Origin of the sequence: Bacillus sp. KH172YL63, from assembly GCF_011398925.1 — a bacterium.
In the GTDB taxonomy this organism is placed as follows: Bacteria; Bacillota; Bacilli; order Bacillales; family Bacillaceae_B; genus Rossellomorea.
This window is the reverse complement of sequence record NZ_AP022842.1, coordinates 957,949-972,231: the sequence shown is the minus strand read 5'-3', so window position 1 is coordinate 972,231 and position 14,283 is coordinate 957,949. Positions and strand designations below refer to the sequence as shown.

Annotated in this window: 13 protein-coding genes; 2 read left to right on the top strand and 11 right to left on the bottom strand. The window is 46.7% G+C overall.

Annotation, left to right across the window (positions count from 1 at the left end):
* Nucleotides 1-13: 13 nt before the first annotated feature.
* Nucleotides 14-1,024, bottom strand: a complete 1,011-nt coding sequence (locus KH172YL63_RS04790; protein WP_173105045.1) for an ABC transporter ATP-binding protein — start codon at nucleotides 1,022-1,024, stop codon at nucleotides 14-16.
* Nucleotides 1,025-1,223: 199 nt separating this feature from the next.
* Here KH172YL63_RS04790 and KH172YL63_RS04785 point away from each other — a divergent pair, with 199 nt between their 5' ends.
* Both KH172YL63_RS04785 and KH172YL63_RS04780 read left to right on the top strand, forming a co-directional pair.
* Nucleotides 1,224-2,510, top strand: a complete 1,287-nt coding sequence (locus KH172YL63_RS04785) for a glutamate-1-semialdehyde 2,1-aminomutase (RefSeq protein ID WP_173105044.1) — start codon at nucleotides 1,224-1,226, stop codon at nucleotides 2,508-2,510.
* A gap of 239 nt (nucleotides 2,511-2,749) precedes the next feature.
* Nucleotides 2,750-3,832, top strand: coding sequence for an FUSC family protein (locus KH172YL63_RS04780; RefSeq protein ID WP_173105043.1), 1,083 nt, complete (start codon nucleotides 2,750-2,752; stop codon nucleotides 3,830-3,832).
* Between the two features lie 52 nt (nucleotides 3,833-3,884).
* Here the strand turns inward: KH172YL63_RS04780 and nikC are convergent, their stop codons facing one another.
* The 10 genes from nikC to fabL all read right to left on the bottom strand — a co-directional run bounded on the left by nikC (nucleotide 3,885) and on the right by fabL (nucleotide 14,278).
* Nucleotides 3,885-4,781, bottom strand: a complete 897-nt coding sequence (gene nikC / locus KH172YL63_RS04775; protein WP_173105042.1) for a nickel transporter permease — start codon at nucleotides 4,779-4,781, stop codon at nucleotides 3,885-3,887.
* A gap of 28 nt (nucleotides 4,782-4,809) precedes the next feature.
* The gene (locus KH172YL63_RS04770; protein WP_173108061.1) at nucleotides 4,810-5,814 is read right to left on the bottom strand and encodes an ABC transporter permease; all 1,005 of its coding nucleotides are present in this window, start codon (nucleotides 5,812-5,814) and stop codon (nucleotides 4,810-4,812) included.
* A gap of 391 nt (nucleotides 5,815-6,205) precedes the next feature.
* Nucleotides 6,206-7,795: an ABC transporter substrate-binding protein gene (locus KH172YL63_RS04765; protein ID WP_173108060.1), complete on the bottom strand. Its 1,590-nt coding sequence runs from the start codon at nucleotides 7,793-7,795 to the stop codon at nucleotides 6,206-6,208.
* Between the two features lie 74 nt (nucleotides 7,796-7,869).
* A complete protein-coding gene (locus KH172YL63_RS04760) occupies nucleotides 7,870-8,835 on the bottom strand; it encodes an ABC transporter ATP-binding protein (protein WP_173105041.1) in 966 nt (321 codons plus the stop codon).
* The gene (locus KH172YL63_RS04755) at nucleotides 8,810-9,826 is read right to left on the bottom strand and encodes an ABC transporter ATP-binding protein (protein WP_173105040.1); all 1,017 of its coding nucleotides are present in this window, start codon (nucleotides 9,824-9,826) and stop codon (nucleotides 8,810-8,812) included. The genes KH172YL63_RS04760 and KH172YL63_RS04755 overlap by 26 nt, the downstream gene beginning before the upstream one ends.
* A 308-nt stretch (nucleotides 9,827-10,134) precedes the next feature.
* Nucleotides 10,135-11,883, bottom strand: coding sequence for an ABC transporter ATP-binding protein (locus tag KH172YL63_RS04750; RefSeq protein WP_173105039.1), 1,749 nt, complete (start codon nucleotides 11,881-11,883; stop codon nucleotides 10,135-10,137).
* Between the two features lie 144 nt (nucleotides 11,884-12,027).
* The gene (ntdP, locus tag KH172YL63_RS04745; RefSeq protein WP_173108059.1) at nucleotides 12,028-12,558 is read right to left on the bottom strand and encodes a nucleoside tri-diphosphate phosphatase; all 531 of its coding nucleotides are present in this window, start codon (nucleotides 12,556-12,558) and stop codon (nucleotides 12,028-12,030) included.
* A 185-nt stretch (nucleotides 12,559-12,743) separates the two neighbouring features.
* The gene (locus tag KH172YL63_RS04740; RefSeq protein ID WP_173105038.1) at nucleotides 12,744-13,004 is read right to left on the bottom strand and encodes a YgaB family protein; all 261 of its coding nucleotides are present in this window, start codon (nucleotides 13,002-13,004) and stop codon (nucleotides 12,744-12,746) included.
* Between the two features lie 253 nt (nucleotides 13,005-13,257).
* On the bottom strand, nucleotides 13,258-13,458 hold the full coding sequence (locus KH172YL63_RS04735; RefSeq protein ID WP_173105037.1) for a gamma-type small acid-soluble spore protein: 201 nt from the start codon (nucleotides 13,456-13,458) through the stop codon (nucleotides 13,258-13,260).
* 76 nt (nucleotides 13,459-13,534) lie between these two features.
* Nucleotides 13,535-14,278, bottom strand: coding sequence for an enoyl-[acyl-carrier-protein] reductase FabL (gene fabL, locus KH172YL63_RS04730; RefSeq protein ID WP_173105036.1), 744 nt, complete (start codon nucleotides 14,276-14,278; stop codon nucleotides 13,535-13,537).
* Nucleotides 14,279-14,283: the final 5 nt, after the last annotated feature.

Genomic DNA, 14,283 nt, shown 5'->3' with positions numbered 1-14,283 from the left:
TCTATTCCTCGCTTCATCTTTCCACAGCCCCTTTTTCGTAGATGTTCCGGATAATTTCCTCTGTGGTCGTTTCTTCTATCTTCATATCCTTCACCTTGAAGTTTGCCACGACTTTCGTGATGAGTTGGGAAATCACTTCTTCATCCGCCTCGGTGACAGCTGAAAAGAACTGCTTTTTCTCATCGAATGTCCAGGAAATGCCTTCTTCTTTCGTGAGTCCGGATAATTGAGATAGGGTCGTATCATCAAGGAATTGAAAGACGACTTCTTTCTGATCTCCCCAATTTTCTTTCAGACGGCTCAGCTCACCGTCATAAATGATACTCCCTTCATCAAGCATCACGACCCGCTCACATAGCGCTTCGATATCGGTTAAATCATGGGTCGTGAGCAGGATCGTCGTATTGTACTTCTCATTGATTTCTTTTAAGAACTGGCGAATCTTCAGCTTCACGAGTACGTCCAGCCCGATTGTCGGTTCATCAAGGAAAAGCAGAGGCGGATTGTGAACGAGGGCTGCAGCCAGTTCACATCTCATCCGCTGGCCGAGGGACAGTTTGCGGACCGGTTTATCCAATAGCGGACCGATGTCAAGGGTCTCGATCACATGATCCATATGTTCCTTGTATTGCTCGTCAGATACTTTGTATACTTTCTTCAATAATTGAAAGGACTCCTGGACGGCAATATCCCACCAGAGCTGGGAACGTTGACCGAATACTACGCCGATCGTCTGGACGAACTTTTCCCGATCACGATGGGGATTCATTCCATTGACGGTCAGTTCTCCGCCGGTCGGGGTCAGGATCCCGGTCAGCATTTTGATCGTTGTCGATTTCCCTGCCCCGTTCTCTCCTATATAACCGACCATCTCTCCCTGCTTCACATGAAAAGAAATATCGTTCACAGCAGGAACGATTTTATATTGACGGGTAAATAAATCCCTGAAGGCACCCTTCAGTCCGGAACGACTGGAAAAGGCCTTGAATTCTTTACGCAAATGATTCACTTCAATTGCATTCATGTTGCGTCCTCCTAGAATGGTTAAGTATTGTTGTAGCTTTCATAAACAAGAAATAGTGTACCACAGTGAGCCCCCTCCCCTTGAACAGTCTGCTTGAAAAACACCGGGTGCATTCATCCCCCGATTTGCTAAAGTGGAAAAGACCGTACTACAATAGAAAGGAACTGCATATCAAAATACATTTTCCGGGAGGACATATATGAAATTCACTCAATCAGAATCTTTACATACAGAAGCACTGGAACATATCGTCGGAGGTGTGAACAGTCCGTCCCGCTCTTATAAAGCGGTCGGCGGCGGCTCCCCTGTTGCGATGGAAAGAGGACAGGGTGCATATTTCTGGGATGTGGATGGAAACAAATACATCGATTACCTGGCAGCTTACGGGCCGATCATTACGGGCCATGCACACCCTCACATCACCAAAGCGATCACACAGGCTGCAGAAAACGGTGTCCTGTACGGAACACCGACCCGCCATGAAGTGAAGTTCGCGAAAATGATCAAAGAAGCGATGCCTTATATGGACAAGGTGCGTTTCGTCAATTCAGGTACTGAAGCAGTCATGACGACCATCCGTGTCGCACGGGCATATACAGGGAAAGACAAAGTCATCAAGTTTGCCGGCTGCTACCACGGCCACTCTGACCTCGTGCTTGTTGCAGCAGGATCAGGTCCTTCAACACTCGGCACCCCTGATTCAGCCGGTGTACCAAAGAGCATCGCACAGGAAGTCATCACTGTCCCGTTCAATGACATCGAGCCATTCAAGGCAGCAATGGAAAAATGGGGCGACCAAATCGCAGCAGTCCTTGTCGAGCCGATCGTCGGGAACTTCGGGATCGTTGAACCGAAAGAAGGGTTCCTTGAGCAGGTGAACGACATCGCCCATGACGCAGGCTCCCTTGTCATCTATGATGAAGTCATCACCGCATTCCGTTTCATGTACGGCGGTGCCCAGGATATGTTAAAAGTGAAGCCGGATCTGACTGCGCTCGGAAAGATCATCGGGGGAGGCCTTCCGATCGGTGCGTACGGCGGTAAGAAAGAAATCATGGAACAAGTGGCACCTCTTGGACCTGCATATCAAGCAGGCACAATGGCAGGAAATCCTGCTTCGATCCTATCAGGCATCGCCTGCCTCGAAGTGTTGAAAGAAGACGGCGTATATGAAGAAATGGACAGACTTGGTAAAATCCTTGAAGAAGGGATCCTTGCTGTTGCCAAAAAGCATGATACCCCGATCTCCATCAACAGATTGAAAGGTGCCCTGACACTCTACTTCACTACCGAAACAGTAGAAAACTACGAACAGGCGGAAGCAACCGACGGCGAAATGTTTGCCCGTTTCTTCAAGCTGATGCTGAATCAAGGCATCAATCTTGCTCCTTCCAAATATGAAGCATGGTTCCTGACAACCGCTCATACAGAGGAAGATATCAAGGAAACACTTCAAGCTGTCGACTATGCTTTTTCACAGCTTTAATATTTTATAAAAATAGACCGCTTCACCACTTGATATCCATGGTGAAGCGGTCTTTTTCACTTCCTTCATTCCTGATCGGCACATGTGAAATGGTTCTTATCTGGAGGTTTATCCCCCTCCCAGAAAAGGTACATATTTTGTAAAAAGTTATTTAAATTTGCCTATTGCTATTGCTTGTAAGTACATGTATAGTACAGTATTGTTTATAAATAAGTGATTCAAGAAAGGATTCTACTTCCATGAAACTTGGTGCTCGCATCCTTAAGACAGGAATTGCGATTGTAATAGCTTTACTTGTATCTCAGCTGTTGGGCATACCGTCTCCGGTGTTCGCTGGAATCGCCGCGGTCTTTGCCGTCCAGCCCACGATTTACCGTTCTTATTTATCCATTATCGAACAAATTCAAGCCAATCTGATCGGTGCCGGGATTGCCGTTTTATTCGTCCTGTTATTCGGGAGCAATCCTTTGATCGTCGGTCTGGCAGCCGTGATTGCCATCGCCATCATTTTGAAAATGAAATTACAAAATACAATCGGTCTTGCCCTAGTGACGATGATCGCGATCATGGAAGTGACGGATCAGGACTTCATCCAGTTCGCACTCATCCGTTTCTCGACGATCATGATCGGGGTTTTCTCGTCTTTCTTTGTGAATCTGATTTTCCTGCCGCCGAAATATGAAACAAAGCTTTATCATAAAGTGGCGGATTCAACGGAGGAAATCTTAAAGTGGATCCGGTTAAGTACACGCCATGCGACTGAATTCCATCTCTTGAAAAAAGACCTGGAACGCATCAAAGAAAAGCTGATCAAGGTCGACCAGCTGTACCTTCTTTACAAAGAAGAAAGGGATTATTTCAAGAAAAATTCTATTGTGAAAAGCCGAAAGCTCGTCATCTTCAGACAGATGATTTCAACCACAAACCGAAGCTTTGAAATCCTGAAGCGGTTGAACCGGTATGAAAATGAAATTTTCCAATTACCTGATGAATTGCGGGGAGTCATTAAAAATCAGCTTGATTGTCTGCTGACGTACCACGAACAGCTTCTCTTGAAGTTTCTGGGTAAAATGCATCCATACGCTGAATCAGAGGCGCAGCAGGATGTTTGCCTCCACCGGAAAGAGCTGATGAAAATCATGCTCGAGGAAGTCAATCAGCATAAAAAAGACGATAACATCCATACCTTTCACATGCTTCACATCTATTCAGCCATCTTTGAATACGATGAACAGCTTGAACATTTGGAGAAGCTGATCACAAGCTTCCAATCGTACCATAAGGAAGATAACGAAGTGATGATCGGGGAAGAAGAAGAATAAATCAAAAAAACGGAGCCAGGGTCGAAAACCTCTGGCTCCGTTTTTGTATGGATCAGTTTTTCATTTTAGGGTCCAGGGCATCTCTAAGTCCGTCCCCCATCAAGTTAAATCCTAATACGGTCAGCATGATGGCAAGTCCCGGGAAGATCATCGTCCAAGGGGCCTGCAGCATATACTGCCTTGCATCAGATAACATCTTCCCCCACTCAGGTTCAGGTGCCTGGGCGCCGAGCCCAAGGAATCCGAGTGCCGCCGCTTCAATGATGGCAGTCGCAATCGCAAGTGTTCCTTGCACGATGATCGGTGCCATACTGTTCGGCAGTACATGACTGAAAAGGATTCGGCTGTCGCTCATGCCGATCGCTTTTGCAGCCATCACATATTCTTCCTGCTTCACACTCAGTACCTTCGATCGGATCAAACGCCCGAAGTTAGGAATGTTGATGATCGCAATCGCAATCAGGGCATTTCTAAGGGATGGCCCAAGTGCCGCCACAACAGCAATCGCCAACAGGATGCTCGGGAATGCAAGCATGATATCAAACAAACGGGAGATGATGGTATCGACCCATCGTCCATAATATCCCGCTACACCCCCGAGTAAGCTGCCGATGACCGAAGATCCGATGACAGCGAAGAATCCGACCCAAAGGGAGATTCGCGCGCCATGGATGATCCGTGATAAGATATCCCGTCCAAAGTCATCCGTCCCCAACCAGTGTTCAGAAGACGGTGCCTGCAGCCGCTTGGATAAATCCTGCTCATTGATTCCCTGCGGGGCAATGACCGGGGCTGCAATTGCCAGGATCACAAAGAAAAGGACGATACAAAATCCGACCAGGGCAATCTTATTTTTCGTGAAGCTTTTCCATGCTTCCTTCCAGGGAGAGACCGTTTCTGCCTCTACGGAAGGCTGAAGCTCTTTTTGCAGTTCTGCTATTTCTGCCATGGGAGTTCACCTCTTTCTTCTATTGATGTTAGTTGTATTTTATACGAGGGTCGACAGCCGCATAAAGTAGGTCGACAATGAGATTAATCGTGACGAAAATCGTTGCGACCACAAGGATGCCCGATTGAACGACAGGATAATCACGGTAGCCGATCGCTTCATAAATATAACGTCCGATCCCAGGCCAGCCGAAGATGGTCTCTGTCAGTATCGCTCCTCCAAGCAATAATCCCATTTGTAGACCAATGACAGTCAGTACAGGGATGATTGCATTTTTCAAAGAATGCTTGTATACCACCCAGAACATCTTCAAACCTTTCGCACGTGCTGTGCGGATGTAATCGGAACGCATTACTTCGAGCATGCTTGAGCGTGTCATACGGGCAATGATCGCCATCGGGATGGTCGCCAGTGCAACCCCAGGCAGGATGATGTGTTTCAGTACATCTCCCAACTGATCAAAGCGCCCCTGCATGATCGTATCAAGAATATAGAAGTTGGTGATGGAATCGACAGGGTTCCGGATATTCTCCCTTCCCGTAGTAGGAAGCAGATCAAGCTGGATCCCGAAAGTCCACTGCTCCATCAAGCCTAACCAGAAAATCGGAACGGATACCCCGACCAGCGCCAGGATCATAGCCGTGTAATCAAACCATGAATTCTGGAACCAGGCACTGATGATCCCTGCATTCACACCGATGACAATCGCAATGATGATCGCCACGATTGCAAGTTCAGCAGTAGCCGCCAAATATGGCCAGATTTCCGTGGATACTTCTGTTTTCGTACGCAGGGAACTGCCTAAATCCCCTGTCAGTAAACCTTTTAAATAATCAATATACTGGATGTACCATGCATGATCTAAACCGAGCTGGGCCCTCAAGGCTGCAACGGCTTCTTTCGTAGCCTGCTGCCCAAGGATGACCTGAGCCGGATCCCCTGGAATGGCCCGGATGATTGAAAAGACGATAAGCGTCATTCCCAATAAAACTGGGATAAGTTGCAGTAATCGACGTATGGTGTATTGGAACATCATGTTCACCTCTCTAAGTGGAGATTCTAAATTAGCTAGTATAGTAAGATACGGTAATGCTTGTCGGGGCTGAACAGTCGGCTCCGCTTTTCTTTTGTCCAGCTGCGGGGCTTAGAGGCTCGAGGTCATAAGGCCAGCCCACCAAAAAGGCAAAGAACGCCTTTCCGGCGGACTAACCTTATGCTTGTCGCCTCTGGGCGAAGCCCCTCCGCTTTTCTTTTGTCCAGCTGCGCCTCCTAGCCCCTCGAGGTCATTTCCAATCAATCAGTTGAGGGCAAAGTGCGCCCTCATCTGCTTGCTCGGAAATGCTTGTCGGGGCTGAACAGTCGGCTCCGCTTTTCTATGTACAAAGGGGAGAAATCTATGATGTCTCCCCTTTGGTTGTTGCTTATTACTCCATATCTACTGCGCCTAACCAGTCTGAACCGGTTGGATGCGGCTTGAAGTTTTTAAGTGCAGCGCTACCTGCCAGTAACGGTGTAGAGTGAGCAAGAGGTACCCATGGAGCATCTTCATGGATGATTTCTTGTGCTTTCTTGTACAGCTCTTCACGTTTTGCAGGATCTACTTCTGTTTGAGCATCGATCAGGATTTTGTGAACCTCATCGTTTTTGTAGTAAGCATAGTTGTTGCTTCCGATATTGTCTTGGTCAAGAAGGACGTATAGGAAGTTGTCTGCGTCTCCATTATCCCCTGTCCAGCCAAGTAAGAATGCGTCTGCTTCTCCGTTTTTCGCCTTTTCAAGGTAAGTCGCCCACTCGTAAGATACGATTTTGGCTTTAACTCCTACTTCAGCTAAATCAGCTTGAATTGCTTCTGCTACTTTTTGACCGTCAGGCATATACGGACGAGGTACAGGCATAGCCCATAGTTCCATTTCAAATCCATCCTTATGACCTGCTTCAGCAAGAAGTTCTTTCGCTTTTTCAGGATTGTATTCATACGCTTCCACATCATCATTGTAACCGCCGATTACTGGAGGCATCGGGTTCTTCGCCATTTCTGCCTTACCTTCGAAGAAAGCATCGATGATCTCCTGCTTGTTGATTGCATAGTTAATCGCTTGACGTACTTTAGGGTCATCGAAAGGCTCGCGAGTAGATGTTAAACCTAAGTATCCAACGTTCATGGATGGACGTTCGAATAATTGAAGGTTTTCATCACCCTCGACTTTGCTTGCATCACTTGGATTCACGCCATCAGCAAGATCGATTTCACCTGAGATCAACGCGTTCAGACGGGCTGAGTTCTCAGGGATTGACTTGAATACGATTTGATCTAATTTAGGCAGATCTTTGTTCCAGTAGTCTTCGTTTTTCTCAAGAACGATTTTGTCATTACGCTTCCACTCAACAAATTTGAAAGGACCAGTCCCTGCATCTGTCGGTGTTTCTGCAATCTTGTCACCTAATTCATCAATCGCTTTCGGACTTACGATTGCGAACGGGCTCATTGCTACATTCTTAAGGAATGGTGCTTGAGGACGCTTCAATACGAATTCAACCGTCTTCTCATCAACAGCTTTCACTTCTTTGATCACATGGCCTTCATCGGCTTTAAATCCGCCGAACATTGAACCGTAATAAGGGAATTGATCTGCATTCCCGTTCATCCAACGATCGAAGTTTTTCACGACTGCATCAGCATTGAAGTCTGTGCCGTCTTGGAATTTCACTCCGTCACGAAGCATGAATGTATACGTTAATCCGTCTTCGGATACTTCCCATTCTTCAGCAAGCCCAGGATTGACTTCTGTATCCTGTTCACCGAATTTTACAATTGTTTCGAAAATGTTCACAGTCACTTTGAATGATTCACCGTCTGTCACAGTTCCTGGATCAAGTCCTACAGAGTCTCCCCCGCGACCAAAGATCAAGACTTTAGGGTCTCCTTTATCTCCGCTTTCGCCGCCGTTACCTGAAGATTTTTCATCTCCGCCGCATCCATAAAGCACTGATGATACGAGAAGGATGAGCAGCATTAAAATTGACCAACTTTTTTTCCTCAACTAAATCCCCTCCTGAATAATGTTTATATACTTATGAGGCTTACCTTCTAATAAAGATGGCAAGCGACATAATGCCCTGGTTGGTGTTCCTTGAACTCAGGAACTTTTTGTTTGCAGATTTCCGTCGCATGCGGACACCTTGTGTGGAATGTGCACCCACTAGGCGGATTGGACGGACTCGGGATGTCCCCTTGCAGGAGGATCGTTTCCCTTTTGAAATCCGGATCCGGCACCGGCACGGCTGACAGGAGCGCCTGGGTATATGGGTGAAGCGGGTTGTCGTAAAGATTCTCACTAGTGCTGAGCTCCACCATTTTCCCGAGGTACATGACGCCCACCCGGTCACTTATATGCCTGACCACACCCAAATCATGCGCAATGAAGATATAGGTGAGTCCGAATTCTTTTTGTAAGTCCTGCATCAGGTTCAGTACCTGTGACTGAATCGACACGTCAAGAGCTGAAACCGGTTCATCGGCAATGATGAGCTTGGGTTTTGTCATCAATGCCCTGGCGATGCCGATCCGCTGCCTTTGCCCCCCACTGAATTGGTGAGGATAGCGCTTGGCATGATAGCTGCTTAAGCCCACGATATTAAGGAGCTCATGAACCCTCTCTTTTCTCTCTTTCGCAGATCCCATTCCATGAACCTTGAGAGGTTCTTCGAGGATTTTCTCGACTGTATGCCTCGGGTTCAATGAAGCAAACGGATCCTGGAACACCATCTGCATCTCCCTGCGGATCTTCCTCATTTCAGAGTTTGATAGACTTGTAAGCTCCCTGTCCTCGAAAGTCACTTTCCCTTCCGATGGATCAATGAGCCTCATGAGCATCCTGCCCGTCGTCGACTTTCCACATCCACTTTCCCCTACGATCCCGAGGGTTTCCCCCTTATTGACCGTAAACGACACTCCATCTACCGCTTTCACCGAACTGACGGGTCGTCCAAGGATTCCCCCGGTGATCGGAAAATGTTTCTTTAAGTTCTCAACCTTTAGCAACGGTTCCGTCATAAACTCCCTCCTCCACTCCATCGAACAGGAAGCATCTTGTGCAATGTCCTTGTGATGTTTCATATAATTCAGGCGTCTCTACGAGGCATCGGTCGAACGCAGATTCACAGCGGGCGGCGAAACGGCAGCCCGTCTTGATCGACCCCGGCTTCGGTACATTCCCCTGGATCGAGTGCAGCCGCTGCTGCTTGATCCGCATATCCGGCACTGACTTGATCAGACCTTTTGTATAAGGGTGTTGAGGATTTTTGAAGATTTCATCCACCGAACCCTCTTCCACTACTTTTCCAGAGTACATCACGACCACGCGTTCACACGTTTCTGCAACCACCCCAAGATCATGTGTGATCAGCAGCACCGCAGTATTCAGTTCTTTATTCAACCGCTTCATCAGTTTCAGAATCTGCGCCTGGATCGTGACGTCAAGAGCCGTTGTAGGCTCGTCTGCAATCAGCACACGGGGATCGCATACCATCGCCATTGCGATCATGACCCTTTGCCTCATCCCCCCTGATAATTGATGGGGATACTCTTTGATCAATTCCTCTGCCCGCGGGAGACCGACCATCTTCATGATGTCGACTGCCTTTTCCCTCGCTTGTTTCTTGCCGACTTTCGTATGTATTCGTATTGCTTCCGTTAATTGATCACCTATGGTAAAAACAGGGTTTAAAGATGTCATCGGTTCTTGGAAGATCATCGCAATATCATTGCCCCGGATATCTCTCATTCGCTTTTCTGAAGCTTGTGTCAGATCTTCATCTTTATAAAGGATCTTTCCACCGACAATTTTCCCCGGCGGTTTCGGTATTAGGCCCATGATTGATAGTGAGGTGACACTTTTCCCGCATCCACTCTCTCCCACGACTCCCAATACTTCCCCTTCGTTCACATGAAAACTGACTCCATCGACTGCAGGAACTTCTCCATCATCAGTAAAAAAGGAGGTCCTTAAATCTTCCACTTGTAGTAAAGGACGCGCTTTGCTCATTCAAATCCTCCTCTTAAAAACTATCTCTCTTTTCTCAATAGTCGTTATTTTCTAAAATCAATATGTTTATTATTATACAAGATGTTACAAATGTTGCAATCCATTTTCAGAATTTTTTATAAACAGAGACAAATCCGACTACATTTCAGTATATGTCCAAGTACCCTTTTCATTCCGGTCCCATCAAGTTATTTAGACCTATTTCACGCAACGGAATTCCGGAAAATTTAATTTTTTTATTGCAGTGTTTTTAGTGAAAAGCGCAATAAAAAAGCCATGAACTCCGGTTTGAGTTCATGGCTTCTGATTTATTGATCAAGCTGTTGTACTTGAAATAGTCTATAGTAATGTCCTTGTTTCTTCATCAGTTCTTCATGGGTGCCCATTTCAACGATTTCACCGTGTTCCATGTGGATGATTCTGTCTGCGTGGGTGATCGTTGATAAACGGTGGGCGACAATGAACGTCGTCCGGTCCTTGGCAAGTGCCTCAAGGGATTCCTGGATCAGGTGTTCACTCTCAAGATCCAGGGCCGACGTGGCTTCATCTAGGATCAAGATCGGGGGATTCTTCAGGAATACCCTTGCAATCGCCACCCGCTGCTTCTGGCCGCCGGAAAGCTTCACACCACGTTCACCAACTCGGGTATCATAGCCTTGTGGCAGTTTCATGATGAAGTCATGGGCATTTGCCGCTTTTGCAGCGTCCATGACCTCTTCATCGGTTGCTTCCGGATTGCCGAACTTGATGTTCATCTTGACCGATTCACTGAACAGGATATTGTCCTGAAGCACCATCCCGATATTGTCACGGAGCGACCTTACCTGGAAGTGTCGGATATCGGTTCCATCCAGCCGGATCTCCCCTTCTGATACATCATAAAAACGGGGAATCAGACTCACAAGGGAAGATTTCCCCCCTCCGCTCATTCCAACAAGGGCGACGGTTTCACCTGATTTGATATCGAGACTGAGGTTGCGGAGCACCCGTTCTTCCTCCTCATCATATTGGAAGGAAACGTCCTTGAATTGAATGTCTCCACGCACATTTCTGCACGGGACCGCTCCTGGCATATCATCTATATCATACTTCTCGTCCATGAACTCAAAAACACGGTCCATCGAAGCAATCGATTGGGTAAGGGTCGTTGAAGAATTCACCAATCTTCTAAGCGGACTGTAAAGGCGATCGATATAGGCGATGAAAGCTGCCATGGTCCCGATCGTCAGACTTTCATCGATGACCTGCAACCCGGCATAGCCGATGATGATCAACGGTGAAATATCAGTGATCGTATTCACGACCGCAAACGCTTTTGCATTCCAGCTCGTCTGCTTTAGTGCTTTCGATAAGAAATTGCTGTTTTGCGTTTGAAATTGCTTTTGCTCATAATCTTCCACGGCAAAGCTTTTGATGACAGCCATCCCCTGGACCCTCTCATGCAGATGACTTTGCACTTCCGCCAGTGCCTGGGAGCGTTCCCGTGTCAGCCCCCTCAGGCGCCCGAAGAAATAACGGACAGAAAAGGCGTAGAACGGAAAAGCAATCAGGGACACAAGGGTGAGGGATACATCCATCGTGAACATGATGCAAAGGGCGATCACAATCGTCGCTGCATCCAGCCAAAGATTCATGAGGCCGGTGATAACAAAATTCTTCGTCTGCTCCACATCATTGATGACCCTCGATATGACCTCTCCTGCCCTTGTGTTTGAATAATATTTAAAGCTGAGCCGCTGAATATGTGAATACAAATGATCACGCAGATCATACAGGATCTTATTTCCCGTCCACTGGGCGAAGTATTGACGATAATACTCAACAGGCGGCCTGACGAGGAGGAATAGACCGAGCATGACGCCCATGATCATCCATAATTGACTCGTCTTTTCATCAGCCGTTAAGTCTGTTGCCCCTACGATGTCATCAATGACATATTTGATCAATATCGGGATCAGTAAGGGAATGGTAAATTTGATGATTCCTATGATTAATGTACCTATAATCTGCCACCTGTACGGTTTAACAAATTGAAGATACCGTTTAATACTATCCAAGCGATTACTCCTTTCAAAGTTGCAAACTCCAATAAAAAGGGGTGACCCTGTCAGGAACAACGCTGTCAAATCCTTGGAAATGATTTGAAAAGGTTGCTCCTTACGGGGTCAGCCCTATGACACCTATACAATTATCCCTATGCGTTATCCCCGATGAGTCAAGTAACGCTCGTACCAAATATCAATAAAGTCAGGTGCGAACGGTCCCTTTCTTTGCCTGATCCAGCGAACAAGCTTATCCACATTCCGCTTCAGGATATGATCGATCACATCCGGGTAACCGTATAGTTTCCGATGAGTTTCATACTCATCCTCATCCAGTAATGTGTACGTCATGTCAGGAAACACTTTGATGTCCAAGTCATAATCGATATACTTGATCGCTTCATGATCATACACAAATGGTGAGCTTAAATTACAATAATAATAAATACCGTCCTCACGAATCATACAAATAATGTTGAACCATAACTCCGAATGAAAATAGCATATGGCCGGCTCACGGGTCATCCATGTCCTTCCGTCTGATTCCGTCACCATCGTCCGGTCATTCCCTCCGATGATCACATTCGACGTCCCTTTCAGGACCGTTGTCTCATTCCAGATTCTGTGGATGTTGCCATCATGCTTAAAGCTATGTATTTGTACAGATTTACCTTCAGTGGGAACCGCCATCGTATCCCCTTCTTTCATTTCAAAATTACCCTTATATATACTTATCTATACCATCATTATAACGTTTCCTCAGAAAATTTAAAACAAAAGGCCTGTCCTTAAAGAAAATATCCTTTAAGAACGGCCCTATAACACATATCCTGTGAATTTCTACAGACCTTTTAACCTCTTGCTATCACTGCCCTTTAAGGCGTAACCCCTGCTTGTTCTTTCTGATAGGAACGGATCACTTCGTCCGTTTTCTCCTGAAAGATCCGCTGAATCTCCCTAAGTTCCCTTTTCTTTGAAGCAATCTCTTCCTGAATCGACTCGGCCTTCGTCATCTCCTGGAGCTCAATCAGCTCTCCCTCCAGATCCTGACACCGCTCTATCTCTGACTGAAGATACAACAGCTTATCCATCGTCTCCAACTGCTCCGTCACCAACTCATTAAATCGTTGCTGCATCAACCCCAACCAACTCCTCTAAACAAGCTCTCCCTATACATTCTCCCTCCCCCCGCCAAACCCTTTGACAACTTCTGTCACAATCCCACCAGTTTTGTCGAGCAAGGAATGCTATGTGAGGGACGGACCTCCATTCCTGTGCTGGGAATCCCGGAAATATAGGATTCCTGGTTCCAGAAGCGGGTAAAATGGAGGTCCGTCCCTCACACAAAAAAGCACCCAACTGAATGGGTGCTTTTTTTGTCAATAACGGTTATTGTTGTTGACCGTATTTACCAGAAGCTTTCGCTTTGTTAGCTTCTGCTTGTTGGTTTTGTTGCTTTACTTGTTGAGCCGCTGTTGTTTCTGAAGCGAACTCAGTACCGAATTGTTGTTGAGCGTTAGCTTGCGCGTTTTGTTGTTTCACGTGTTGAACGTTTGTGCCAGCTTGTGTTTTGTTTGGTTGTTTTGCCATTGTAATCACCTCCACGCTTATTAAGATAACCAAGCGTGGATTTGAGTATTCGACCATTTTCCGGAAATGAATTCCATTAAACGAGCAGGGAACGGCCCCCGTCGACGATGATCGTTTGTCCCCTGATCATGGATGAATCGTCTGAAACAAGGAACATGACAGACTTCACAAGGTCATCGATTTCAACCATGCGCCCTGCAGGTGTTTTACTCCGTGCATCTTCAAGGAGCTCTTCACGGTTAGGGAAGTGCTTCAGGGCATCGGTATCGATCGCACCGCCTGAGACGGCGTTCACAATGATGCCCCTCGGAGCAAGCTCGACGGCAAGGTAACGGGTAAGAGCTTCCACTGCAGCCTTCGACACTCCGACTGTCGTGTAGTTATCAAGATAGCGGATTGATCCCAGCGAGCTGATGCTTACGATCCGTCCACCTTCATCCATCAATTTTGCCGCTTCTTGTGCACAGAACAATAACGCCTTGCTATTGATGTTCATTGTCCAGTCCCAATGGGATTCTTCAAGTTCCATCACAGGGCGGAGCACGCCTGATGCTGCATTGCTGACCAAAACATCCAGACGGCCGAATTCTTCCTTGATCTGTTCGAACATAGATTTGATTTTTTCCACGTCACCGACATTCGCACGTACGACAAATGCTTTTCGTCCAAGTTTTTCAACCTGTTCGGCCGTTTCAAGGGCACCTTTTTTACTTCTCGCATAGTTGATGACGATATCGTACCCTTTTTCAGCAAGCTGTATGGCGATTTCCCTTCCAAGACCGCGGCTGCTTCCTGTGACCAATGCTACTTTTTGACTCATGTTTC

Bases quoted from the DNA above. Each gene is read 5' to 3' on its own strand.
- KH172YL63_RS04790 (WP_173105045.1), bottom strand. From the start codon at position 1,024: ATGAATGCAATTGAAGTGAATCATTTGCGTAAAGAATTCAAGGCCTTT.
- KH172YL63_RS04785 (WP_173105044.1), top strand. From the start codon at position 1,224: ATGAAATTCACTCAATCAGAATCTTTACATACAGAAGCACTGGAACAT.
- KH172YL63_RS04780 (WP_173105043.1), top strand. From the start codon at position 2,750: ATGAAACTTGGTGCTCGCATCCTTAAGACAGGAATTGCGATTGTAATA.
- nikC (WP_173105042.1), bottom strand. From the start codon at position 4,781: ATGGCAGAAATAGCAGAACTGCAAAAAGAGCTTCAGCCTTCCGTAGAG.
- KH172YL63_RS04770 (WP_173108061.1), bottom strand. From the start codon at position 5,814: ATGTTCCAATACACCATACGTCGATTACTGCAACTTATCCCAGTTTTA.
- KH172YL63_RS04765 (WP_173108060.1), bottom strand. From the start codon at position 7,795: ATGCTGCTCATCCTTCTCGTATCATCAGTGCTTTATGGATGCGGCGGA.
- KH172YL63_RS04760 (WP_173105041.1), bottom strand. From the start codon at position 8,835: ATGACGGAACCGTTGCTAAAGGTTGAGAACTTAAAGAAACATTTTCCG.
- KH172YL63_RS04755 (WP_173105040.1), bottom strand. From the start codon at position 9,826: ATGAGCAAAGCGCGTCCTTTACTACAAGTGGAAGATTTAAGGACCTCC.
- ntdP (WP_173108059.1), bottom strand. From the start codon at position 12,558: ATGGCGGTTCCCACTGAAGGTAAATCTGTACAAATACATAGCTTTAAG.
- KH172YL63_RS04740 (WP_173105038.1), bottom strand. From the start codon at position 13,004: ATGCAGCAACGATTTAATGAGTTGGTGACGGAGCAGTTGGAGACGATG.
- KH172YL63_RS04735 (WP_173105037.1), bottom strand. From the start codon at position 13,458: ATGGCAAAACAACCAAACAAAACACAAGCTGGCACAAACGTTCAACAC.
- fabL (WP_173105036.1), bottom strand. From the start codon at position 14,278: ATGAGTCAAAAAGTAGCATTGGTCACAGGAAGCAGCCGCGGTCTTGGA.